This window comes from Streptomyces sp. NPDC049813 (assembly GCF_044465085.1).
GTDB lineage: Bacteria > Actinomycetota > Actinomycetes > Streptomycetales > Streptomycetaceae > Streptomyces.
The window spans coordinates 1-23,551 of the sequence record NZ_JBITLI010000024.1; the positions used below are offsets into that span (position 1 = coordinate 1).

Here is a 23,551-nt window from a genome sequence, read left to right on the forward strand (position 1 = left end):
CGCGGCTTTCCTCCGGGCGCTTCCCTTCGGTCTTGCGTTTCCGACTCTATCAGATCTTTCCGATCCGATTTCCTCGGGGTCCTGCTCCGCTTTCCAGGAATTCGCTTTCGCGTTTCCCTTTCCGGCGTTCCCGACTTTATCAGAGATTCTGAGTCGGAATTTCCGACCCGCTGGAGAACAGGTCCGGCACGGCGAGTGCGCGGGCTTCCCCCTCGGGCGGAGCCGTAAACCTACTGGAGCGGGGCGCCCCGATGCAAATCGAGGCGCCCCGCTCGCGAAGTACGTGGTCAGAGGCCTCAGACCTCGACGACGACCGGGAGGATCATCGGGCGACGGCGGTAGGTGTCCGAGACCCACTTGCCCAGCGTGCGGCGGATGAGCTGCTGCAGCTGGTGGGGCTCGACGACGCCGTCCTGCGCGGACTTCTCCAGGACCTCCTGGATCCGCGGGACGACGGCGGTGAACGCCGAGTCCTCGATGCCGGAGCCGCGGGCCTGGATGTTCGGCCCGCTGGTGATCTTGCCGGTGCTGGAGTCCACCACCACGAAGACCGAGATGATGCCCTCGTCACCGAGGATCTTGCGGTCCTTCAGCGCGGGCTCGCGCACGTCACCGACGGAGAGCCCGTCCACGTAGACGTACCCGGCCTGCACCTTGCCCGTGATCTTCGCCTTGCCCTCGACGAGGTCGACGACGACGCCGTCCTCGGCGATGACGATGCGGTCGTGCGGGACGCCGGTGAGGGCGCCCAGCTCGGCGTTGGCGCGCAGGTGGCGCCATTCGCCGTGGACCGGCATCAGGTTCTTGGGCTTGCAGATGTTGTAGAAGTACAGGAGCTCGCCGGCCGACGCGTGGCCGGAGACGTGCACCTTCGCGTTGCCCTTGTGGACGACGTTCGCGCCCCAGCGGGTCAGGCCGTTGATCACGCGGTAGACCGCGTTCTCGTTGCCGGGGATCAGGGACGACGCCAGGATCACCGTGTCGCCGGAGACGATGCGGATCTGGTGGTCGCGGTTGGCCATGCGGGACAGCGCGGCCATCGGCTCGCCCTGCGAGCCTGTGCAGACCAGGACGATCTCGCTGTCCGGCAGGTCGTCGAGCGTCTTGACGTCCACGACTAGGCCCGGCGGGACCTTCAGGTAGCCCAGGTCGCGCGCGATGCCCATGTTCCGGACCATCGAGCGGCCGACGAAGGCGACCCGGCGGCCGTACTCGTGGGCAGCGTCCAGGACCTGCTGGATGCGGTGCACGTGGCTGGCGAACGAGGCGACGATGATCCGCTTCTGGGCGCCGGCGAAGACGCCCCGGATCACGTTCGAGATGTCGCGCTCCGGCGGGACGAAGCCCGGGACCTCGGCGTTGGTCGAGTCGGTGAGGAGGAGGTCGATGCCCTCCTCGCCGAGCCGCGCGAAGGTCGGCAGGTCCGTGAGGCGGCGGTCCAGCGGGAGCTGGTCCATCTTGAAGTCGCCGGTGTGGACCACCATGCCGGCGGGCGTGCGGATGGCGACGGCCAGCGCGTCCGGGATGGAGTGGTTGACGGCGATGAACTCGCAGTCGAAGGTGCCGAGCCGCTCGCGGTCGCCCTCGGCGACCTCGAGGGTGTACGGGCGGATCCGGTGCTCCTGGAGCTTGGCCTCGATCAGGGCGAGGGTCAGCTTGGAGCCGATCAGCGGAATGTCCGGCTTCTCCCGGAGGAGGTACGGGACGGCGCCGATGTGGTCCTCGTGGCCGTGGGTGAGGACGATGCCCTCGACGTCGTCGAGGCGGTCCCTGATGGACGAGAAGTCCGGCAGGATCAGGTCGATTCCGGGCTGCTCCTCCTCGGGGAAGAGCACTCCGCAGTCGACGATCAGCAGACGGCCGCCGTACTCGAAGACGGTCATGTTGCGCCCGATCTCACCGAGGCCGCCCAGCGGCGTGACGCGCAGGCCACCCTTCGGGAGCTTCGGCGGGGCGCCGAGTTCAGGATGCGGATGACTCAAAAGACTCTCCCTTAAGCACGCGCGCCACGTACCTGTAGGCACGTGGCGCGCGTGACGTTCGTGCAATAGCAGTTGTTGGTGTTCTTCGGGTGTAGCCCGTGTTCTGTTGATTCAGTTGTGAAGCTTTGCGAAGTCCGTGATCAGAGCTGTACCCCGCCGGCGGCCAGGTCGACCTTCAGCTGCGCCGTCTCCTCGGGGGTGAGGTCGACGAGGGGCAGGCGCAGCGGTCCGGCGGGCAGGCCCTGAAGGGCCAGCGCCGCCTTCGTGGTGATGACGCCCTGCGTGCGGAACATGCCGGTGAAGACGGGGAGCAGCTTCTGGTGGATCTCGGTGGCCTTGTGCACGTCGCCCGCCAGGTACGCGTCGAGCATCGCGCGCAGCTCGGGGGCGACCACGTGGCCGACGACCGAGACGAAGCCGCACGCGCCGACCGAGAGCAGCGGCAGGTTGAGCATGTCGTCGCCCGAGTACCAGGCGAGGCCCGAGCGCGCTATGGCCCAGCTGGCGCGGCCGAGGTCGCCCTTGGCGTCCTTGTTGGCGACGATGCGCGGGTGCTGGGCGAGCCGGACGATCGTGTCCGTGTTGATCGGTACGCCGCTGCGGCCCGGGATGTCGTAGAGCATCACCGGGAGGTCGGTGGCGTCGGCGATCGCGGTGAAGTGGCGGAGCAGGCCCTCCTGCGGGGGCTTGTTGTAGTACGGCGTCACCGTGAGCAGGCCGTGGGCGCCGGCGCTCTGGGCGGCGCGGGCGAGCTCGATGCTGTGGCGTGTGTCGTTCGTGCCGACTCCGGCGACGACGTGGGCGCGGTCGCCGACCGCCTCCACGACGGCTCGTACGACGTCCGATTTCTCCGCGTCGCTGGTGGTCGGGGACTCGCCCGTGGTGCCGTTGACGACCAGGCCGTCGTTGCCTGCGTCCACCAGGTGGGCGGCGAGCCGCTGCGCGCCGTCGAGGTCGAGTGCGCCGTCCGCCGTCAAGGGCGTGACCATGGCGGTGAGGACCCTCCCGAAGGGGGTCTGCGGAGTGGAGGTCGGAGCCATGGGTAACACGCTACTCGCTGCTCAGCGCCGGGTCCCCCCTCGGGGGACGCGACAAGTCACGACAAAGGAGGAGCCCGGCACTGCCTGCTCGGGGGTTCAGGCAGTGCCGGGTCCGTTTGATCAGGCTAGATGAACTTCCCGAAATGCCGCAATCCGGACACTTCGAGCGGTCGACCCGCACATGTGTGCCGTCGGCGCAACACGGCGATCGAGGAATGAACCGGTTCAGGACTACGGCGCCACACGGCCGTTGGCGTTGAAGGCGGCGTACGTCAGCGGCATGAGCTCGGCCCACTTCGCCTCCATCCTCTCGCCGACCATCTCGATCTCCCGCTGCGGGAAGGACGGGACCTTGGCCAGCTCGTGCTGGGTGCGCAGGCCCAGGAAGTGCATCAGCGAGCGCGCGTTGCACGTCGCGTACATCGAGGAGAAGAGGCCGACCGGGAGCACCGCGCGCGCCACTTCGCGGGCCACGCCCTCGGCCAGCATCTTCTGGTACGCCTCGTACGCCTGAAGGTAGGACGCCTCCATCGCGGTGGTCGTCGCCTCGTACTGGCCCGGCGTGCCCTCGACGAAGCGGTACTTGCCGGGGCGGCCCTCCTGCACGAGCTTGCGGTCGGCGTCGGGGACGTAGAAGACCGGCTGGAGCTCCCGGTACCGGCCCGATTCCTCGTTGTACGACCAGCCGACGCGGTGCCGCATGAACTCGCGGAAGACGAAGATCGGGGCGGTGATGAGGAACGTCATCGAGTTGTGCTCGAAGGGGCTGCCGTGCCGGTCCCGCATCAAGTAGTTGATGAGGCCCTTGGAGCGCTCCGGGTCCTTCGTCAGCTCGTCCAGGGACTGCTCGCCCACCGTGGAGACACGGGCCGCGAACAGCACGTCCGAGTCGCTCGCGGTGTGCTTCACCAGCTCGACGGTGACGTCGCCTCGGAACGTCGGCTTCAGGTCTTCGGCAGGGGTGTCGGTCACGGCGTGGGGGGTCCTTCCATCACTTCTCTCGGGCGGCGCCCACTCTACGGGCCGCCACCGACAACCCGTCGCTCGCGCGCGCGTCGCCACGATCTCCGGCGGGTGAGAACGAACTTCAGTTAATTCGGTGAAAGAGGGCACCTTTTGGGGCACTCGCTCGTCTGTGTAGATGAACACACTTCGTTCGAACCCCTTGAGGAGAAGCACCGCCCATGTTTCGTCGGCGCGAGCCCGTACCGTTCGCCTTCATCGCCGAAGCCGACAAGTTCCGCAGTAACGTCACGCCGCCCGCGCGCGTGCGGCCCTCCGCCGGCCAGGTCGCCGGCCGGACTCTGGTGGGACTGACCGTCGTGGCCGGACTGGTGGGATCCCTGCTGTTCGGGATGCCCGCGTTGTCGGCCGACCAGACCACCCGGCACGTCCAGCAGTCCGAGGCCTCAGACGGGCGCTGACGGGCGCTGGGCCCGGACGCACTCGTCCGGGCCCCCTGAGGTGGAAGGCCGGAGCACGCCTGGGTAGCCTCACCGGGCACAGCCCCCATCCAGTGTGGATCGAGTGAGGACCCGTCGTGCCCCTGCCCTTCCTGACGGCCGACCGCGCTTTCGACGAGGCCGCGGAGACAGCGCTGCCCTTCGACGACCGCGATCAGTGGCGCCGCCCTTACCGGCCGGGCCCCTACCGGGTCGGGGCCGCCGCGCTGCTGCTGCTCCTCGCGTCGTACGTGCTGTTCGCCGGGGTCATCATCGCGGTGGCGGGCGATCCCGCCGCGGCCGGTGTGTGCGGCGTGGTGGCCGTCCTGGTCATCGCGGCGGCGATGCGGCTGCTGCGCATGGGGACGTGGGTGAGCGCGCGGGGGCTGCGCCATGTCGGCTTCTTCCGGACGCAGACCGTGCCCTGGGGCGTCGTCGTGACCGCGCGCACGGTGCAGCAGCCGGTGCGCTGGCTCGGGCTGCCCCGCACCGTGCAGGGACAGGCGCTGATCCTCGTACGGCGGGACCGGCAGGGTGAGCAGACGGCGCTGCTGACGAGCCACAACGGAGACTTCCTGGGCCGGGGCACCGCGTTCGAACGGGCCACCGACAGCATCGAGGTGTGGGCGGACGAGTACCGGCCGCGCGGCTGACCCGCTCCGACAGCCGAAGGGGCCCGCACCGTCTGCACGGTGCGGGCCCCTTCGGCTGTCTCAGACGCTCAGCGAGCGGCCTTCTTGGAGGGCGATGGCGCGCTGCATCGCCTTCCGCGCACGGGGGGTGTCACGGGCGTCCTTGTAGGCGACGGCCAGCCGGAACCAGCAGCGCCAGTCGCCCGGCGCGTCCTCCGTCTCGGCCTTGCGGCGGCCGAAGACCTCGTCGGCGGAGTCCCGGTCGATGCGCCCGTACTGATCACGGCGCAGCTCGTCGACGGGCAGCCCGCCCTCGGCCTCCAGGAGTTCGGCGAGGCGGTTGGCCTTGCGGACGAACTGCGTGTTGGCCCACAGGAACCAGACGCCGATCAGCGGCAGGATCAGCACGGCGACACCGAAGGTGACCGTCAGTGCGGTGCCCTGCCGGATGAGCATGACGCCGCGGTCGCCGGCCAGGACGAAGTAGACGACCAGGACGGCGGCCGTGACCGCGTAGGTGATTTTCGCGCGCATCGCCGGCCTCAGCCGTTCAGGTCGAGGAAGTGTTCCAGGCCGAAGGTGAGGCCAGGGGTGGTCACGACCTTGCGGGCGCCGAGCAGGATGCCCGGCATGAAGCTGCTGTGGTGCAGCGAGTCGTGGCGGACCGTCAGCGTCTCGCCCTCACCGCCCAGCAGGACCTCCTGGTGGGCCAGGAGGCCGCGCAGCCGCACGGAGTGGACCGGGATGCCGTCGACGGACGCGCCGCGGGCTCCGTCGAGCGCCGTGGCCGTCGCGTCGGGCTGCGGCGCGCTGCCCGCCTTCTGCCGGGCCGCGGCGATCAGCTGCGCCGTGCGGGAGGCCGTGCCGGAGGGGGCGTCGACCTTCTTCGGGTGGTGCAGCTCGATGACCTCGACCGACTCGAAGTAGGGGGCCGCCACCTCGGCGAACTTCATGGTGAGTACCGCGCCGATGGAGAAGTTCGGGGCGATGAGCACGCCCGTCCCCGGGGCGGCGGCGAGCCAGCCGTCGAGCTGCGTGAGGCGGTCCTGCGTCCAGCCCGTCGTGCCGACGACCCCGTGGATCCCGTGGCGTACGCAGAACTCCAGGTTCTCCATCACCGAGTCGGGCGTGGTCAGCTCGACCGCGACCTGGGCGCCGGAGTCGACGAGGACGTCCAGCTCGTCGCCGCGGCCGAGGGCGGCCACCAGCTCCATGTCCTCGGCGGCCTCGACGGCCCGTACGGCCTCGGAGCCGATGCGGCCCTTGGCTCCGAGAACCGCCACGCGCAGCTTGCTCATGTTCTGTCCGTCTCCTTGGCTTCCTTGACCGGCGTGTTCTTACGCGACCGCTTCGTGCAGGCGTGCGGCCTGCTTGTCCTTGAGGGGGCCGATGACCGACAGGGACGGGCGCTGTCCCAGGATGTCGCGAGCGACCTCGCGCACCTCGTCCGGGGTCACGGCGGCGATGCGGGCCAGCATGTCGTCGACCGACATCTGCTCGCCCCAGCACAGTTCGCTCTTGCCGATGCGGTTCATCAGCGCGCCGGTGTCCTCCAGGCCGAGCACCGTGGAACCGGCGAGCTGGCCGATGGCCCGGCTGATCTCGTCGTCGCTGAGACCGTCCTGCGCAACTTGGTCGAGCTCGTCGCGGCAGATCTTCAGGACGTCCTGCACCTGGTTCGGGCGGCAGCCCGCGTAGACACCGAACAGGCCGCAGTCGGCGAAGCCCGACGTGTACGAGTACACGCTGTAGGCGAGGCCGCGCTTCTCGCGGACCTCCTGGAACAGGCGGGACGACATGCCGCCGCCGAGCGCCGTGTTCAGGACGCCCATCGCCCAGCGGCGCTCGTCCGTGCGGGCCAGGCCGGGCATGCCGAGGATGACGTGGGCCTGCTCGGTCTTGCGGCCGATGACCTCCATGCGGCCGGCCGTGCGCAGCTTCTTGAGGCCCGCGCGGGGGCCGACGGGGGCCGCGGCCGGCCCGTCCAGCGCGCCCGCCCGCTCGAAGGCGGCGCGGACCTGGCGTACGACCTTGTTGTGGTCGACGTTGCCCGCGGCGGCGACGACCAGGTGGGTCGGGTCGTAGTGCTTCTTGTAGAAGCGGCTGATCCGGCCGCGGTCGAGGGCGTTGATCGTGTCGACGGTGCCGAGGACGGGGCGGCCCAGGGGCGTGTCGCCGAGCATCGTGTGCGCGAACAGGTCGTGCACGCAGTCGCCCGCGTCGTCCTCGGTCATCGCGATCTCTTCGAGGATCACGCCGCGCTCCGCGTCGACGTCCTCCTCCGCGATCAGGGAGCCGGTCAGCATGTCGCAGACGACGTCGATGGCGAGCGGCAGGTTCGAGTCGAGCACGCGCGCGTAGTAGCACGTGTACTCCTTCGCCGTGAAGGCGTTCATCTCGCCGCCGACCGCCTCGATCGCGGCGGAGATGTCCAGGGCGCTCCGGCGGGAGGTGCCCTTGAAGAGGAGGTGCTCCAGGTAGTGCGTCGCGCCGTTCAGCGCGGGCGTCTCGTCGCGGGAGCCCACGTGGGCCCAGATGCCGAAGGTCGCCGAGCGGACGGTGGGCAGGGTCTCGGTGACGATGCGCAGACCACTCGGAAGGGTGGTCCTGCGGACGGTCCCGGCACCCGCGGTGCCCTTGATCAGGGTTTGGGTACGGGCGACGGCCCGCGCCTCCGAGGAGGTGCGGGCCGTCGCCTTGGTGGTACGAGACGTCACTTGTCGGTGTCGTCCTTCGCCTCGTCGCCCTCTTCACCCTCGACGACGGGGATGAGGGAGAGCTTGCCGCGGGAGTCGATCTCGGCGATCTCGACCTGGACCTTCTGGCCCACACCGAGGACGTCCTCGACGTTCTCCACGCGCTTGCCGCCCGCGAGCTTGCGGATCTGCGAGATGTGCAGCAGACCGTCCTTGCCCGGGAGCAGCGACACGAACGCGCCGAAGGTCGTCGTCTTCACGACGGTGCCCAGGTAGCGCTCGCCGACCTCCGGCATGGTCGGGTTGGCGATGCCGTTGATCGTGGCGCGGGCGGCCTCAGCGGCCGGGCCGTCGGCGGCACCGATGTAGATGGTGCCGTCGTCCTCGATCGTGATGTCGGCGCCGGTGTCCTCCTGGATCTGGTTGATCATCTTGCCCTTCGGGCCGATGACCTCACCGATCTTGTCCACGGGGATCTTGACGGTGATGATCCGCGGGGCGTTCGGGGACATCTCGTCCGGGACGTCGATCGCTTCCATCATCACGTCGAGGATGTGGAGGCGGGCGTCGCGGGCCTGCTTGAGGGCGGCGGCCAGGACGGAGGCCGGGATGCCGTCGAGCTTGGTGTCGAGCTGGAGCGCGGTCACGAACTCCTTGGTGCCGGCGACCTTGAAGTCCATGTCGCCGAAGGCGTCCTCGGCACCGAGGATGTCGGTCAGGGCGACGTAGTGCGTCTCGCCCTTGATCTCCTGGGAGATCAGGCCCATGGCGATACCGGCGACGGGGGCCTTGAGCGGCACACCGGCGTTCAGCAGCGACATGGTGGAGGCGCAGACCGAGCCCATGGACGTCGAGCCGTTGGACCCGAGCGCCTCGGAGACCTGGCGGATCGCGTAGGGGAACTCCTCGCGCGTCGGCAGGACCGGCACGATCGCGCGCTCGGCGAGCGCGCCGTGGCCGATCTCGCGGCGCTTGGGGGAGCCGACGCGGCCCGTCTCACCGACGGAGTACGGCGGGAAGTTGTAGTTGTGCATGTAGCGCTTGCGGGTCACCGGGGAGAGGGTGTCCAGCTGCTGCTCCATGCGCAGCATGTTCAGCGTGGTGACGCCCAGGATCTGGGTCTCGCCGCGCTCGAACAGGGCGGAGCCGTGCACGCGCGGGATGGCCTCGACCTCGGCGGCCAGGGTGCGGATGTCGGTGACACCGCGGCCGTCGATGCGCTTCTTCTCCTTGATGACGCGCTCACGGACCAGGGACTTGGTCAGCGAGCGGTACGCGGCGGAGATCTCCTTCTCGCGGCCCTCGAACTGCGGGAGCAGCTTCTCGGCGGCCAGACCCTTGACGCGGTCCAGCTCGGCCTCGCGGTCCTGCTTGCCCGGGATGGTGAGGGCGGCCGACAGCTCGGACTTGACCGCGGAGGTCAGGGCCTCGAGCACGTCGTCCTGGTAGTCCAGGAAGATCGGGAACTCGGCGGTCGGCTTGGCGGCCTTCGCGGCGAGGTCGGCCTGGGCCTTGCAGAGGACCTTGATGAAGGGCTTCGCGGCGTCGAGACCGGCGGCGACGACCTCCTCGGTCGGCGCCTCGGCGCCGCCCTTGACCAGCTGGATGGTCTTCTCGGTGGCCTCGGCCTCGACCATCATGATCGCGACGTCGCCGTCCTCCAGGACGCGGCCGGCGACCACCATGTCGAAGACGGCGTCCTCGAGCTCGGTGTGCGTCGGGAACGCGACCCACTGGCCGTTGATCAGCGCGACGCGGACGCCGCCGACCGGGCCGGAGAAGGGCAGGCCGGCCAGCTGCGTGGACGCGGACGCGGCGTTGATCGCGACGACGTCGTACAGGTGGTCGGGGTTGAGCGCCATGATCGTGGCGACGACCTGGATCTCGTTGCGCAGGCCCTTCTTGAAGGACGGGCGCAGCGGGCGGTCGATCAGGCGGCAGGTGAGGATCGCGTCCTCGGAGGGGCGGCCCTCGCGGCGGAAGAAGCTGCCGGGGATCTTGCCAGCGGCGTACTGCCGCTCCTCGACGTCCACCGTGAGGGGGAAGAAGTCGAGGTTGTCCTTGGGGTTCTTCGAGGCCGAGGTGGCCGAGAGCACCATGGTGTCGTCGTCGAGGTAGGCGACGGCGGAGCCGGCGGCCTGACGGGCCAGGCGGCCCGTCTCGAAGCGGATGGTGCGGGTGCCGAAGGAGCCGTTGTCGATGACGGCCTCGGCGTAGTGGGTCTCGTTCTCCACTAGCGTTTTCTCCGTTACTTTCGTCTGTTTCGTCTTTTGTCCGCAGCTGCCCGTGTGGCAGCGGGACGGGCGGAGGAGCACGCCTTGAATGCGGGCCGGTCTTCGATCGAAGCTCCCGGGGATCCTCTTGCGTCTCCGGGGGCCACTACCGAGGACCGGCGGCGGCGAGGGTGCACTTCTCCTCTTCGTACGTCACCAGAGTACAAAGCGTCGGTGACAGTACGCACGTACAGCAAAGGGAGCGGTCCCCTCAAGAGTGGGAACCGCTCCCCTTCATGCCGTCTTAGCGGGCGCCGGCCGCACCGCGGCGGATGCCGAGGCGCTCGACCAGCGTACGGAAGCGCTGGATGTCCTTCTTGGCCAGGTACTGCAGGAGGCGGCGACGCTGGCCGACCAGGATCAGCAGACCACGACGGGAGTGGTGGTCGTGCTTGTGCGTCTTGAGGTGCTCGGTGAGGTCCGAGATGCGGCGGGACAGCATGGCGACCTGGACCTCGGGGGAGCCGGTGTCGCCCTCCTTCTGGCCGAACTCGGAGATGAGCTGCTTCTTCGTAGCGGCGTCGAGCGACACGCGTACTCCTCGTAGTGTTCTTCGTGGCGACCGAGCGCCCCTGGTCTACATCTCAGGGGAACTTCCGTGACTCGGAGCCGGGGATCCGCTGGGCGCTGCCCCCGGGATCGAGCTGGGGGCGCGTACACAAGCGGCCGTAACACAGCGTACCAGCCACCGGGAGCGCCCCTGACCGGGTCCCGGACCGTGCGGTTTCAGCTGGTCATCGCGCGTGCCGACGCGTACACGTCGAAGACGGCGAGGGCCAGCGGGATCAGCGTGAGCAGGACGAACGTCTCGGCGATCTCCAGGAAGCGGCCCCAGAAGGGGGTGACGCCGCGCCGAGGGGTGATGAGGCCGATCGCGGTGACGAGGGCGGCCGCGGCGCCGATGGCCGCGGCGATCCAGACGGTGCGGATGTCGAGCGCGGTGGTGTCGTTCTTCAGGACGGCGTCGCGCACGTAGGCCATCGGGGGGTGCAGGGCGAGGCCGAGGCCCAGGAAGACGAGGGCGGCGAGCCCTGCCGCGAGGGTGGCGCCGACCTGGGCGGTGTAGCGGAACAAGTGGGCGCGCATCAGCATCGCGATGCCGGTGGCCAGGGCGAGGAGCTGTCCCCACACGTTCGTGGAGAAGCCCAGGACGATGGAGGCGCCGACGGCGACCAGGGCGCAGCCGCCGACGAGGCCGACGAGCAGCTCGTGGCCGCGGCGGGCCTGGGCGGCGACGCGCTCGGCGTCGACGGCCTCGTGCGGGTCGGGCGCCTCACCCGTGGAGTCGTACCCCGCGCGCGCGGGGTTGGGCGGCGCGAAGCCGATGGGCAGGCGCGCGAACCGCATGGACAGGCCGGGCAGGAAGGCCAGCGCGCTCACCGCGAGCGGCGCGCAGATGCCGGCCGTCTCGATGGGCTTCAGGTCCGTGAGGTTGGCGATGAAGGTGGTGATCAGGCCGATCAGGGAGGCGAAGACGAACGCTACGAAGGGGCCGTCGCCGCCGGGTGAGACCAGGGTGAGGACGACGGAGGCGACCAGGACCGCCGCGCAGGCGAGCAGGAACTGAAGGCGGCCGATGCCCTGGCCCTCGGAGAGCGGCAGCAGCCCGGAGCCCGCAGCAGCGATGTTCGGCAGGGCGCCGAGGCCGAGGGCGACGGCCGAGCCGCGGTCGTCGTAGACCCGGGCGCGGACGCAGGCCAGGGTGACCAGGAGGAGGCCCGCGACGGCGGCCAGGACGCCCTGGAGGCTGTGCATGTCGTGGCGGAGCTCGGAGCTCCACGCCACGAAGGCGATCAGGGCGGGCAGGATGCCGCCGGCCACGAGGCCCGCCGCGCGCGTGAGGTCGCCGCTCCACAGGGTGCGGTCCTTGGTGACGGCGGAGGCGACGGCCTCGGAGACGTCGTCGAAGACCGCGGGCGGCAGCGACTCGGAGAACGGGCGCAGGGTGAGCAGCTCGCCGTCCAGGATGCGCTGCGCGGCGAAGGAGCGGGCGCTGTCGAGCACCGTGCCGTCGCGCCGCACGAGGTGGTAGCCGACGGGGGCGCCCTCGGCGGGGCTCTGCTGGGAGAGCCGCAGGATCTCGGGGTAGAGGTCGGCGACCGGGACGTCGTCGGGCAGCGCCACGTCGATGCGGCTGTCGGGCGCCACGATGGTGACGCGGCAGAAGCCGAGGCCCGTGCCCGCCGCGGCAGGGGCTCCGGTACCCGTTGCGCCGGCGCGGCCGGCCGGCGCGGAGGCCGTCATGCTCACCTGCTGTTCCCCCTTTTTCCGAAGGCTCTTCGAGACTCTTCCGAAGACTCGGTCGTGCGGGACGGGCGCGGTGCTGTGCCGGGCTCGTCCGATGTAAAGATCCTGTGTACGTTGCGCTTCCCGCCGCGCGGGGCCGGTCACGGGCGCTCCGCGGGCCGGGATCCGGGCCGGGCGCACGTTCCGAACCGTGCGGATTGCCCGGTTTTCCCGGGTCGATCCCCACCTGCTCACGCGTGCCTCCGGCACCCTACCGCCCGCCGTTGTCAGTGGTTGTCAGTAGGATCGCGAACCGCGATCGACGTCCGCCTGACACGGGGCGGCGGACGGAACAGCTCGGTCCGGCAAGGGAATTGGTGCAGAGTGAGCCACATCGTCGTCAAGCGCCCACCTCGGGCACTGCCGTCCGAGGTGCCCACCGAGGAGGTGGTGCTGCAGCCTCCGCCCGAGCTCCCGCGTGGGCAGCAAGAGGGCGCGCTGATGCAGATCCTGCCCATGCTCGGCATGGGTGGCTCGGTCGTGTTCTTCTTCAACCCGCAGGCCCAGCCCTTCATGAAGATCATGGGCATGGTGATGGTGGCGTCCACGATCGCGATGGGCATCGCGATGCTGGCCCGCTACCGCAAGGGCAACCAGGGGCAGATGGCGGACATGCGCCGCGACTATCTGCGCTACCTGTCGCAGACCCGGCGCGAGGCCCTCGGCACCGCCCGCAAGCAGCGCGACGCGCAGTACTACCTGCACCCCTCGCCCGAGCAGCTGTGGGCGCTGGTCGCCGAGGGCAGCCGCGTCTGGGAGCGGCGCAGCGGCGACGAGGACTTCGGCCAGGTACGGGTGGGGCTCGGCCCCCAGGGACTGGCCACTCCCCTGGTGCCGCCGCAGACCGCCCCGGTCGACGAGCTGGAGCCGCTGACGGCGGGCGCGATGCAGCGCTTCCTGGCCACGCACAGCACGCTCGAAGAGCTGCCGATGGCCGTCTCGCTGCGCGCCTTCTACCACGTGTCCGTGAGCGGTGAGCCGGCGACCGTGCGCGGCTCCGCGCGCGCCCTGGTCGCCTCCCTCGCCTCCATGCACTCCCCCGAGGACCTCGTCGTCGCGGTCGCCGCGGGACGCCAGAGCGCACCGGAGTGGGAGTGGGCGAAGTGGCTCCCCCACAACCAGGTGCCGGGGCTCACCGACGGCGCCGGCAGCCGGCGCCTGATCACGACCGACGCCGGGGAGCTGGAGGAGCTGCTCGGCACCCGCCTCGAGGGCCGGCCGCGCTTCCACCCCGGCGGCGCCCCCGTGCCCGAGCAGCCGCACGTGGTCGTCGTCCTCGACGGCCTCTCCCTGCCGCCCACCTCGTTGCTGGCCAGCCCCGAAGGTCTGCAAGGCGTGACGGTCCTGGAGGTCGTGCCCGGCGACCTCACGACGGGCCGCGGCGACCTGTCCGTCGTCGTCCACCCCAAGGTGCTGCGCTTGGAGTCGGCGCACGGCATGGTCTACGAAGGCACCCCGGACGTGCTCTCGTACGCGGCCGCCGAGGCGCTCGCCCGGCAACTCGCCCCGCTGCGCATGGCGTCGGGCGGCGACAGCGACGACGAGCCGCTGCTCGCCAACCTCGAGTTCACCGACCTGATGAACCTGGGCGACGCGGCGACCGTCGACACCAAGCGGACCTGGCGGCCGCGCTCGCAGGCCGAGCGGCTGCGCGTGCCCATCGGGGTCGGCGACGACGGCCGGCCCGTCATGCTCGACCTGAAGGAAGCCGCCCAGGAGGGCATGGGCCCGCACGGGCTGTGCGTCGGCGCCACCGGTTCCGGCAAGTCGGAGCTGCTGCGCACCCTGGTGCTCGGTCTCGCGGTGACGCACTCCTCGGAGACGCTGAACTTCGTCCTCGCGGACTTCAAGGGTGGTGCCACCTTCGCCGGCATGGCCCAGATGCCGCACGTCGCGGCCGTGATCACCAACCTCGCGGACGACCTCACCCTCGTCGACCGCATGGGCGACTCGATCCGCGGCGAGCTCAACCGCCGCCAGGAGATGCTCCGCGACGCGGGCAACTACGCGAACATCCACGACTACGAGAAGGCCCGCGCGGCCGGTGCGCCGCTCCAGCCGATCCCCTCACTCGTCCTGGTGATCGACGAGTTCAGCGAGCTGCTGACCGCGAAGCCGGACTTCATCGAGATGTTCGTGCAGATCGGCCGCATCGGCCGGTCGCTCGGCGTGCACCTGCTGCTCGCCTCGCAGCGCCTGGAGGAGGGCCGGCTGCGCGGACTGGAGACGTATCTGTCGTACCGGATCGGCCTGCGCACCTTCTCCGCCGCCGAGTCCCGCGCCGCGCTGGGCGTCCCGGACGCCTACGAGCTGCCGAACGTGCCGGGTTCCGGCTTCCTGAAGTTCGGCACCGACGAGATGGTCCGCTTCAAGGCGGCGTACGTGTCCGGGGTGTACCGCACCGGTTCGGCGCGGGTCGTCACGCCGGGAGGCCCGCTTCCGGTGGACCGGCGCCCCGCCCTGTTCACGGCGGCCGAGGTCCCCGTGCAGTACAGCCCGGTGCCACAGCAGCGCGAGGAGGAGGCGCCGCGCGACGACAAGGACGACGCGCTCGCCGACACCGTGCTCGACGTCATCGTGCGGCGCCTGGAGGCGCAGGGTCCCGCGGCGCACCAGGTGTGGCTGCCGCCGCTGGACAGCCCGCCGTCCCTCGACTCGCTGCTGCCCGGCCTCGCGCCCGTACAGGGCCGCGGGCTCACGCAGCCGGGGTACGAGGGCGCGGGACGCCTCGTCGTCCCGGTCGGCCTCGTCGACAAGCCGTACGAGCAGCGGCGCGACCCGCTGTGGATCGACTTCGGCGGCGCGGCCGGTCACATGCAGATCCTGGGTGGCCCGCAGTCCGGCAAGTCGACGCTGCTCCGCTCGATCATCGCGTCGTTCGCACTCACGCACACGCCGCAGGAAGTGCAGTTCTACGGGCTCGACTTCGGTGGCGGCGGCATGGCGGCCGTCGCCGGTCTGCCGCACGTGGGTGGCGTCGCCTCCCGCCTGGACCCGGAGAAGGTGCGCCGTACGGCGGCCGAGGTCTACGGCGTGCTGACGCGGCGCGAGGAGTACTTCCGTACGGCGGGCATCGCCTCCATCGCCGACTTCCGCAACCGCCGCGCGCGGGGCGACATCTCGGTGACCGACCAGCCGTGGGGCGACGTGTTCCTCGTCATCGACGGCTGGGGCAACTTCCGTACGGACTACGAGGCGCTGGAGCCGCTCGTCCTGGACATCGCGGCGCGCGGTCTCGGGTACGGCATCCACGTGATCCTGACGGCGTCGCGGTCCATGGAGGTCCGGGCGAACATGAAGGACCACCTCATGAACCGCCTGGAGCTGCGACTCGGCGACACGATGGACTCCGAGTTCGACCGCAAGATCGCGGCCAACGTGCCGACGGGGGTGCCCGGCCGGGGCCAGACGCCGCAGAAGCAGCACTTCATGGCGGCAGTCCCGCGCATCGACGGCCTGTCGTCCGACACGGACCTGGCCGAGGCCACGTCGGCGCTGGCCGCCGAGGTCACCCGGCACTGGACGCAGCCCGCCGCGCCCGAGGTCCGGCTGCTGCCGCGGGAGTTCCCGGCGCGCCGGCTGCCGCCGGGCGACCGGTTCCCGGAGCGCGGCATCTCCTTCGCACTCGACGAGGACAACCTCGAGCCGGTCTTCGTCGACTTCGACCAGGACCCGTTCTTCCTGATCTTCGGCGAGAGCGAGTCCGGCAAGTCGAACCTGCTGAAGCTGATCATCCGGCAGCTCACGCAGCGCTACAGCGGCGACACCTGCAAGCTGTTCGTGGTCGACAACCGGCGCTCGCTGCTCGATGTCACCCCGGCCTCGCACCTTGCCGAGTACATCCCGATGTCGAACCAGATGGCGCACCACATGGACGCGCTGGTCGACCTGATGCAGCGCCGTACGCCGACCGCGGACGTGACGGCGCAGCAGCTGCGCGACCGCAGCTGGTGGCGCGGGCCGACGGTCTACGTGGTCATCGACGACTACGACCTCGTGTCGACGTCCAGCGGCAACCCGCTCTCGGGGCTGACCGAACTCCTGCCCTTCGCGCGCGATGTCGGCGTGCGCTTCATCATCGCCCGCTCCACGGCCGGTTCGGGCCGCGCCGGGTACGAGGCCTTCATGCAGCGCATCAAGGAACTCGGCGCGCAGGGCGTGGTGCTGGCCGGTGACCCGAACGAGGGCGATCTGCTCGGCGGGGTGCGGCCGCGGCCGATGCCGGCGGGGCGGGGCACGTTCGTGTCGCGTAAGCGGGGTAAGCCGTTGGTTCAGGTGGGGCTGGAGGAGTAGGGCCTGCCGGGCTTGCCGGGGCCGGGGAAGGGGTCGCGCCTTTTGGGGTGCGGCCCCTTGCTGCTGCCTGGTGTCGGCTTTCGGGTGTCGGCTTCCTGGTGCCTGCTTCCTGGTGTCGGCTCTGGTGTCGGCTTCCTGGTGTCGGCTTCCTGGTGTCCGCTTCCTGTTGCGGGGAGGGTGCTTTCCGGCGGGACGCATGAGGTGGTGGGCCCGTGCGAAGTAGGGTGGCCGCAGCAGCAGTTCATACGTCCGGAAGGGGCCGCTCACCATGGCGGATGCACAGGAGCAGACCGCGCGGGAGTCTCACCGGGCCGAGACGCCCGAGGAGATGAAAGCCCGCAAGGAGCGCGAGAAGAACGAGCTGTACGCCCTCGACATCTCCGGTGTGGAGTGGCACAGCGCCCCGGGCACCGAGCAGCACGAGGAGCGCGTGGAGATCGCGTACCTGCCGGAGGGGGCGGTGGCGATGCGGTCGTCGTTGGAGCCGGAGACGGTGCTGCGGTACACGGAGGCGGAGTGGACGGCGTTCGTCCTCGGGGCGCGGGACGGGGAGTTCGACCTGGAGCCGGCGCCGCACAATGGCGGGGTTCCCGAGAAGTAGGGTCCGGTGCAGGTAGCGGCGCCTACCCGCCCGCCCGCGCGATCCCCACGGCCATCCACTGCGCCTTGGGGAGGTTCTTGTCGCCGCTCCCCCGCACCACCGAATTACCGAAGAAGATTTTTCCGTTCTCGATCACCACGGTGGTGCTGGACCCTCCCCCACCACTCGTGGCGCCCGGCGGAAGGGTGAACGTGAAGTACGTGCGCTCCTCGCCGGTGGCGGGGTCCAGCTCGACGAGGCTCATGGGGGCGACCTGGTCCGTCCCCTCCTTCACGGCGAGGATGCGGCTCCCGCTGGTCCGGATCGGGTGCAGTTGCTGATCGGGCCCCGCCTCGAACTTCACGCCCGACCTCCCGGTCTCCAGGTCGAAGCCGACGATCCAGTTCGAGTCGTTGCCGAGATTCGCACTCGTGCTTCCGCTCACCACGTACACGTGATCGTCCGTGACGATGGCACCGGCGCAGCCGTCGCCCCGCTCGGGGTCACAGTTGACTTCGTAGTGGTCGCCTTCCATGCGGACGGTCGCGCGCAGCTTTCCCTGCTCGTCGAGCGAGAGCAGGTCGGTGATCTCGTCCTGCCCCGCCTCGACCGCCAGTACCGTCGGCTCGCTGGACACGATGTGGGCGTAGACATGGCGGGCGGCACGATAGCTCCACACCGCGCGGCCCGACCGCGGCTCAAGGCGCTGCACCTGGTACTGGACGTCGCGGTAGTCCGTCGTACTGAGGGCGCAGCTGTTGCTCACCACCAGCGCCTTTCCGCCCTGCACCTGGGTGTCGTTGCAGTCCTTCGCGTGGCCCCGCGTCCACAGGATCCGTCCCGTGCGCATGTCCGCCGCAGCGGTGCCTTCCCACCAGGTCGCGACCACGACGCCACGCGTCAGGGTGATCCGGGTGGGCTCGTCGAGGAAGGACTTCTTCCACGGAATCGTGACGTCCCAGAGCCGCTTCCCGGTGTCGAGGTCGAACATCACCAGGTGGTCGCAGGCGTCCTCGTCCTTGTTCGTGCCGCCCTTGTAGGCGACCGCTGTCCGGCCGTCGACCGTGACGTAGGGCGCCGCGGCGCAGATGTCCCCGGGAAGTTCCGTGGTCCAGGCGTCCTCTTCGGCTGTGTTCACCTTGACCGCGACGAGCGACGCGCCCCTGCCCTTGACCAGAGTCTTCTTCGTCGCCCATGTCCCAGGGGTGGGCTGGTCCTTGCCGGGTGCGACATCGCGGGCCATCATCGTGGCCACGAGGTGTCCGACCCCTCCTGTGGGGCGCGCCTCCACGTTCTCCCGGATGTCGTCCCCGGCGAGCGCGGGCGCCGCCTTCTCGTCCGGCCCGGCCGATGACGTCGACATCATGGGCCACAGGAACCAGCCGCCGACGAGCAGAGCCACGACCGCGCCACAGACGGCGGCGAGGACTGCGGAGCGACGCCGACCCCGCCCCCGCGCCTCCTGCCGGGACTGGGTGAACTCGGAGGGAGGCGGCCCGAACGTCATTGCTGTCTGTACCTTCCTCGACCGTCAGCCGTCGGCTCCGGCCGAGGCACTCGACGTGCATTGATCACAAAGAGAAGGTGGGCGCCTCCCGCGCGCGCCCACCTGAGTTCCTTCGCTTCGGTGCGACTACTGGAAGTAGCCGGCCGCCTTCTTGTCGCCGTCCATGTACGTACCGCCGGAGGTACCGACCACGTGGCCGATGCTCTTCAGCGCCGTGTGGATGTCGGACGCTTCCTTGTCCCACTTCTGGAGCTTGGTGCCGAAGGTGCCCTGCGCCTCACCGGCCCAGTACTCCTGGCTCTTCACTACGAGCTGCTTGAGCTCCTCCAGGTCGGACTCGAGGGCACGCGCCTCGTTGCCGATCTGGGTCGCCGCGTGGTCGAGCCCGTCGTACGTTACGAGCAGGCCGTCGCCGTTGCTGACCATCTGCGATACCTCACTGAATCCTGTGTGTGGTCCTACTTCTGATGCCTTCCGCGCGCGAACGCGTCAGAAGGTGCTCAGCGAAGAAGCGCCGTCCGTGGCGGAGATCTTGGCGACCGAGGCACGCACGTCGTCCTCAGTGCTGTCCTTGATGGTGCGCGTCTTGTTCATCGAGTCGATGACATCGGCGAGGATCTTGCCGATGTTCTGCAGCGAGGTGTTGATCTCCATCTGCTTCTTGTCGAACTCGGCGCGACCGATGCCCTGCCACTTGCCTTCGAGGCTGTCGATGACGCCCTGCAGCTTGTGCACGCGCTGACGGATGCCGTCGTACTTCTCCGACATCTGCTTCTCGAGCTTGACTACTTGAGCGTCTTCGAGCTTCTGCTGTGGCGTTGCCATGCCGCTCCTGCCCTTCTTCGGTCTGCCTCTTGATCCATTGCTCCGGTCCGGCCTCGCGCGAGTCCGGACCGCTCCCCCGTGGTCCTCCCGAAAAATTGCAGGAAACCCACGAACGAAAGTCTCTTCAGTTGCGCCGCGCCCTCATCACCGCGAAGCCGCCGCCCCCGATCACGATCACCGCGGCGATCGCGCCGAGCACAATCCACAACGTATTGCTGTCACTTGACGACTTCGCCTCTGATCCTGCCGCTTCCGCGGGGACATCTGAAGCGTTTTGGGTGGGCTGTGACGAGCCTGATGCAGAGGTGGAAGGCGCCGCGTCGGCACCCGAACCGGCCGTCGTCGTCTGTTCGTTGGTGATGGGATCGATGTCGGCAGTCCCTGGCCGGCCTTCGTTGTGCAGCAGGTTGCGCGCGGGCCGGACCAGTCCGTAGCCGAGGTACTTGCTCGGCCTCTCCTTGGGCCAGCTGCGGCCTGCCGTCTCGGTCAGGACCCGCAGCACCTGGTTGTTGGTCCAGTCGGGGTGCGCGGACCAGATCAGTGCTGCCGAGGCCGAAGCCAACGCCGAGGCGGAACTGGTGCCCTTGGCGTCATTGCAGTACGAACCGAGGGATGCGTCGCACCACTCCGGGATGTGCAGGCCGGGAGCCGCGAGGTCGACGAAGCTTCCGTGCTCGGAGAACTTCGCCACCTTGCCCGTCTCGTCGGACGCGGCGACACCCACGACGTTGTCGTACGCGGCCGGATATCCGATCTCGTTCTTCTTCTCCGCGTCGTTGCCCACCGCGGCGAACAGCAGCTTGCCCTTGGACTGCGCGTACTTGACCGCGGCCTCGGTGTCCGGATCGACGAGGTCCTGTCCGAACGACATGTTGATGATCTTGGCGTCCGTGTCGGCCGCGGCGCGGATCGCGTCCGCGGGCACGGCCGTCTTCTTCTGCTCGGCCGCGTCCTTCATCTTGGACACCTGGACCCGGAAGGGGATGATCTTGGCACCCGGCGCGAGACCCTTCAGGCCGCCGCCCGCCCCCGTGCCCGCGATCAGCTCGGCCATGGTGGTGCCGTGTCCGACGTAGTCCTTGGTCGCTCCGTACGCGACCTTCTGCGGCACCTCGTCCGAGAGGACCTGCCCCTTCAGGGACGGGGTGCTGTCGCTGGTCCCCGAGTCGATCAGCGCGACCTTGACGCCCTTGCCGGTGCTGACCTTCCAGACCGCGTTCGCGTCCATGGCGTCCAGGTACCACTGCTGCGCCTGGACGTTCCCCGCAGCCGAGGCGGCCGGAGCGAGCGCGCACGACGTACCGGCCACCGCGGCGGCCGCGGTGGCCGCCACCGCCCACCGCGCGGTGAGGCGCCGTGGTACGCGTACGTTCCGCCGTGCCCGACGGCCGATCCCTGACTTCATGGTGCTGTACGTCCTCGCTCGGGAGTTAGTCGATCACCGGCGGCACGTCGCGCCGCGGCTGCTGCGGAAGGTGCGTGGCCTCGTCCTCGACGAGGTAGTCGGGGCGCTCCGTGCCTTCCTGGTCGTCCTCGCGACGGTCGCGCCGCTGGGGTCCGCGGACCAGACCCTCGCCACCGGAGGTGAACCCGTTACGGCCGGCGCGCGCCGCGGACGTCCGGCCGGCCGGGCGACCCGTCACTGCCTCGGACGCGCCTGGGACCTGGCGTCCGGCGCCGGTGGGCCGGCCCGTCGTCTCCGTGCCCGGTACGCCGAGGACGCCACGCTGACCGATGCGCCCGGCCGTACCGCGCGCGTTGCCCGGTCCGCCCGTGCCCATCACCGTGCCCCGCGGGGTCCGCGAGCCGGACTGTCCCGCGCCCTGGGGCGCGCTGGGCCGTCCGCCGACCACGCCGTTCGAGCGCGCCGCGCCGGTGGTGCCGGGGCCCGCGGAACGCGCCGGGTTGGCGCCGTTCGGCCTGGGCGTGCCGCCGGTGACACCACGTGCGGTGCTCGTCGGGCGGCCGCCCTGCATGCCTCCCTGCGTGCCAGGTCCGCCGGCGCGCCCCAAGGGGGTGTTCGTCGCGCCGCGTCCCTGGGGGCCGCGGGAGGTGGCGGACGAGCCGGAGGTCTGCGCCCGGCCCTGCGCGGCGAAGGGCGCCTTGTTCGCACCCCCGCCGAACCTGCCGGTGCTCGCACCGGGCAGGCCGGCCGGTCCCATCGGGAAGGGCCCCGGCGTACCGCTGGGGCCCGGCCCGGCCGGGGACACCGGTGTCTGCGGGCTCGGCGTCGAGGTCGTGGGGGTCGGAAGGGTGCCGACGCTGTTGAGGTCGGTGCCGACCGGCCGGTCCGGCAGCGTGACCGACGCGTGCTCCTGATCCGGGGTCACGTGCCGGGTCTCGGCGGACACCGCGGGGGTCGTGGGGTCGGCCAGGTGCTCCCGGCCCGCGCTCGCGGCCGGGCCGGGACCGGAGTCCCCGCTCCGGCCGGCGTTGCCGTCGCTGTAGAACCCGCCCGTGGGCTCCGGCTTCGGCACCCCGACGTTCGGCATCGTCTCGAACGTCGGCGGCTCCAGCGAGCCCAGCGTCTCCGCGGAGACCGAGTAGAAGGACGCCAGCCGGTTCATCTGGTTGATCGCTTCTTGCCGGTGCTTCTCGACCTTGACGGCCTCGTCGTAGTCGGGGTCACCCGCGGTCCGCTTGTCCGCCGGAAGTGCTTCGGGCTTCACGGCCTTGTGCGTGGGGCGGGTGTCCCGTGGCGGCAGCGAACTCTTCACCGAGGCGAGACCGGTCGCGGCAGCGGCGATCTCCACGCCTGCCGTCTGGACGTACCCGCTCAGGGCGTCGGTGTGGCCCGCGAGCTTGGATCCCCACTGCTGGAAGGCGACTCCCGCCTCGCCCTGGAAGTCGTCACTCGCGTGCTTGAGGTTGGTACGCAGCTCGGTGGCCGCGTCGGTCATTGCCTGGCTCGCCTTGAACAGGGCCGTGCCGGCGTTCTCGAGGTCGCCCGGCTTGGTGCCCTCGACCAGGTCGAGCATCGCGTTGAGCCGGTGTTCCTCGAAGTGCGTGCTCCCCGGTGCGACGTGGAGATCCTTCGCGAGCTTGTCCGAGACGGAGAATGCGCGGTCCGAACCGAACCCGAAGGCGTCGTGCATCACGCTCATGACGCTCTGGACGCCGTCCGTGACCGCGACCTGCCCGGCCACCCGCTCCTGAGGCGTCGGGGGAGCCTGCGGCGTCTTCCCGTCGTTCCCACTCATTACTTGTACCCCCCCTTCGACTGCGTCTCGTCGCCGTGCTCCTTGGACGACTTGGCCGCCTCCGTCGCGCGATGCTCACGGTCGATCTGCGTCTGGATCTCCCAGAAGCGCCGCCGCTGGTCTTCCTCCAGATTGGCGAACCCGACTTCCGCGCCGTGCGAGGCGATGCTCATCGCCTCGATCTGCATGCCCAGCGTCTTGGAGAGCGAGGTGATGCGGCTGTGGACCTGCTCGTAGCTGAGGTGCAGGACGTCAGCCTCGACGAAAGAGCCCGCCCCGCTGGTGACGGCGGTACGGCTGATCTGATGGTCACTCACCTTGGCCGAACTGCCGGGCGAACCCTCGAAGTCCTGCAGGATCTTGTCCACACGCTGCTTGAAGGTCGTGAGGACTTCCGAGCCGACCTTGAGATCGGCCGCTGCAGCCTTCGAAACGCCCCCGCCTTCCGCTGGAAGCACGACGCCTTCCTCCCCGTTTCCCCGTAAACCCTCCGGCCGAGACCACCGGAGCACCCGCCATACGATCGCAAAGCGCGTCAGGTCTTACAACGCACTTACCACTGTAGTCACCCCTCGTTATCGGCTCCAACCGAGCAGGTGCGCCAACTCCGTTACGAGAGCGCTGCCAAAATGTCCGCTTCCCGCACGAACCGGGACAACTCTCGACGCAGGGGCGGTCACCGCGCTATCCCCCTGAAGAGCTGGGCGGTGCGCGGATCGGCCTCGAAGGATGAAGGGCACCGGGCGCACGGGGGGCCTCCCGGAGCCTGCACAAAATGTGCACAGGCAAGATCCG

At 69.9% G+C, this 23,551-nt stretch carries 19 protein-coding genes; 4 read left to right on the top strand and 15 right to left on the bottom strand.

Annotated features, from left to right (window positions below; all coding sequences use genetic code 11):
- Positions 1-296 precede the first annotated feature (296 nt).
- From ACIBW6_RS33390 to thyX, 3 genes are all read right to left on the bottom strand, one after another.
- Positions 297-1,982, bottom strand: a complete 1,686-nt coding sequence (locus ACIBW6_RS33390; RefSeq protein WP_399066403.1) for a ribonuclease J — start codon at positions 1,980-1,982, stop codon at positions 297-299.
- A gap of 140 nt (positions 1,983-2,122) precedes the next feature.
- Positions 2,123-3,022 (bottom strand): 4-hydroxy-tetrahydrodipicolinate synthase, encoded by a 900-nt coding sequence (gene dapA / locus ACIBW6_RS33395; protein ID WP_399066405.1) that lies wholly within the window; start codon positions 3,020-3,022, stop codon positions 2,123-2,125.
- A gap of 231 nt (positions 3,023-3,253) precedes the next feature.
- On the bottom strand, positions 3,254-3,994 hold the full coding sequence (gene thyX / locus ACIBW6_RS33400; RefSeq protein ID WP_399066407.1) for an FAD-dependent thymidylate synthase: 741 nt from the start codon (positions 3,992-3,994) through the stop codon (positions 3,254-3,256).
- Positions 3,995-4,206: 212 nt separating this feature from the next.
- Between thyX and ACIBW6_RS33405 the strand changes: the two genes are divergently transcribed.
- Positions 4,207-4,446, top strand: coding sequence for a hypothetical protein (locus tag ACIBW6_RS33405; RefSeq protein WP_399066409.1), 240 nt, complete (start codon positions 4,207-4,209; stop codon positions 4,444-4,446).
- Between the two features lie 116 nt (positions 4,447-4,562).
- Positions 4,563-5,117 (top strand): hypothetical protein, encoded by a 555-nt coding sequence (locus tag ACIBW6_RS33410; protein WP_399066411.1) that lies wholly within the window; start codon positions 4,563-4,565, stop codon positions 5,115-5,117.
- A gap of 60 nt (positions 5,118-5,177) precedes the next feature.
- Here the strand turns inward: ACIBW6_RS33410 and ACIBW6_RS33415 are convergent, their stop codons facing one another.
- The 6 genes from ACIBW6_RS33415 to eccD form a co-directional block, all read right to left on the bottom strand.
- Positions 5,178-5,630 (bottom strand): hypothetical protein, encoded by a 453-nt coding sequence (locus tag ACIBW6_RS33415; protein ID WP_399066413.1) that lies wholly within the window; start codon positions 5,628-5,630, stop codon positions 5,178-5,180.
- Positions 5,631-5,638: 8 nt separating this feature from the next.
- Complete coding sequence (gene dapB, locus ACIBW6_RS33420; RefSeq protein ID WP_399066415.1) at positions 5,639-6,394, bottom strand: 4-hydroxy-tetrahydrodipicolinate reductase; 756 nt, start codon at positions 6,392-6,394, stop codon at positions 5,639-5,641.
- A 39-nt stretch (positions 6,395-6,433) separates the two neighbouring features.
- The gene (locus ACIBW6_RS33425; RefSeq protein ID WP_399066417.1) at positions 6,434-7,813 is read right to left on the bottom strand and encodes a M16 family metallopeptidase; all 1,380 of its coding nucleotides are present in this window, start codon (positions 7,811-7,813) and stop codon (positions 6,434-6,436) included.
- Entirely contained in the window at positions 7,810-10,026 is a 2,217-nt protein-coding gene (locus tag ACIBW6_RS33430) for a polyribonucleotide nucleotidyltransferase (RefSeq protein ID WP_399066419.1), read from the bottom strand. The genes ACIBW6_RS33425 and ACIBW6_RS33430 overlap by 4 nt, the downstream gene beginning before the upstream one ends.
- Positions 10,027-10,309: 283 nt before the next feature.
- Entirely contained in the window at positions 10,310-10,597 is a 288-nt protein-coding gene (rpsO, locus tag ACIBW6_RS33435; protein WP_356493684.1) for a 30S ribosomal protein S15, read from the bottom strand.
- 194 nt (positions 10,598-10,791) lie between these two features.
- Positions 10,792-12,309 carry a type VII secretion integral membrane protein EccD gene (gene eccD, locus ACIBW6_RS33440; protein ID WP_399066530.1) on the bottom strand — a complete coding sequence of 506 codons (1,518 nt, stop codon included), beginning with the start codon at positions 12,307-12,309 and terminating at the stop codon, positions 10,792-10,794.
- A 366-nt stretch (positions 12,310-12,675) separates the two neighbouring features.
- Between eccD and eccCa the strand changes: the two genes are divergently transcribed.
- Both eccCa and ACIBW6_RS33450 read left to right on the top strand, forming a co-directional pair.
- A complete protein-coding gene (gene eccCa, locus ACIBW6_RS33445; RefSeq protein WP_399066421.1) occupies positions 12,676-16,644 on the top strand; it encodes a type VII secretion protein EccCa in 3,969 nt (1,322 codons plus the stop codon).
- A 268-nt stretch (positions 16,645-16,912) separates the two neighbouring features.
- Positions 16,913-17,245, top strand: coding sequence for a DUF397 domain-containing protein (locus tag ACIBW6_RS33450; RefSeq protein WP_399066423.1), 333 nt, complete (start codon positions 16,913-16,915; stop codon positions 17,243-17,245).
- Between the two features lie 22 nt (positions 17,246-17,267).
- On the opposite strand, the gene ACIBW6_RS33455 is transcribed toward ACIBW6_RS33450, so the two are convergent.
- The 6 genes from ACIBW6_RS33455 to ACIBW6_RS33480 all read right to left on the bottom strand — a co-directional run bounded on the left by ACIBW6_RS33455 (position 17,268) and on the right by ACIBW6_RS33480 (position 23,214).
- On the bottom strand, positions 17,268-18,626 hold the full coding sequence (locus tag ACIBW6_RS33455) for a PQQ-binding-like beta-propeller repeat protein (protein ID WP_399066425.1): 1,359 nt from the start codon (positions 18,624-18,626) through the stop codon (positions 17,268-17,270).
- Positions 18,627-18,857: 231 nt separating this feature from the next.
- Positions 18,858-19,157, bottom strand: coding sequence for a WXG100 family type VII secretion target (locus ACIBW6_RS33460; protein WP_399066427.1), 300 nt, complete (start codon positions 19,155-19,157; stop codon positions 18,858-18,860).
- A 63-nt stretch (positions 19,158-19,220) separates the two neighbouring features.
- Positions 19,221-19,556, bottom strand: coding sequence for a WXG100 family type VII secretion target (locus tag ACIBW6_RS33465; protein WP_399066429.1), 336 nt, complete (start codon positions 19,554-19,556; stop codon positions 19,221-19,223).
- 124 nt (positions 19,557-19,680) lie between these two features.
- On the bottom strand, positions 19,681-20,961 hold the full coding sequence (locus tag ACIBW6_RS33470; RefSeq protein ID WP_399066431.1) for a S8 family serine peptidase: 1,281 nt from the start codon (positions 20,959-20,961) through the stop codon (positions 19,681-19,683).
- Positions 20,962-20,986: 25 nt separating this feature from the next.
- Positions 20,987-22,756: a hypothetical protein gene (locus ACIBW6_RS33475; protein WP_399066433.1), complete on the bottom strand. Its 1,770-nt coding sequence runs from the start codon at positions 22,754-22,756 to the stop codon at positions 20,987-20,989.
- Positions 22,756-23,214 carry a hypothetical protein gene (locus ACIBW6_RS33480; RefSeq protein WP_399066435.1) on the bottom strand — a complete coding sequence of 153 codons (459 nt, stop codon included), beginning with the start codon at positions 23,212-23,214 and terminating at the stop codon, positions 22,756-22,758. The genes ACIBW6_RS33475 and ACIBW6_RS33480 overlap by 1 nt, the downstream gene beginning before the upstream one ends.
- Positions 23,215-23,551 lie beyond the last annotated feature (337 nt).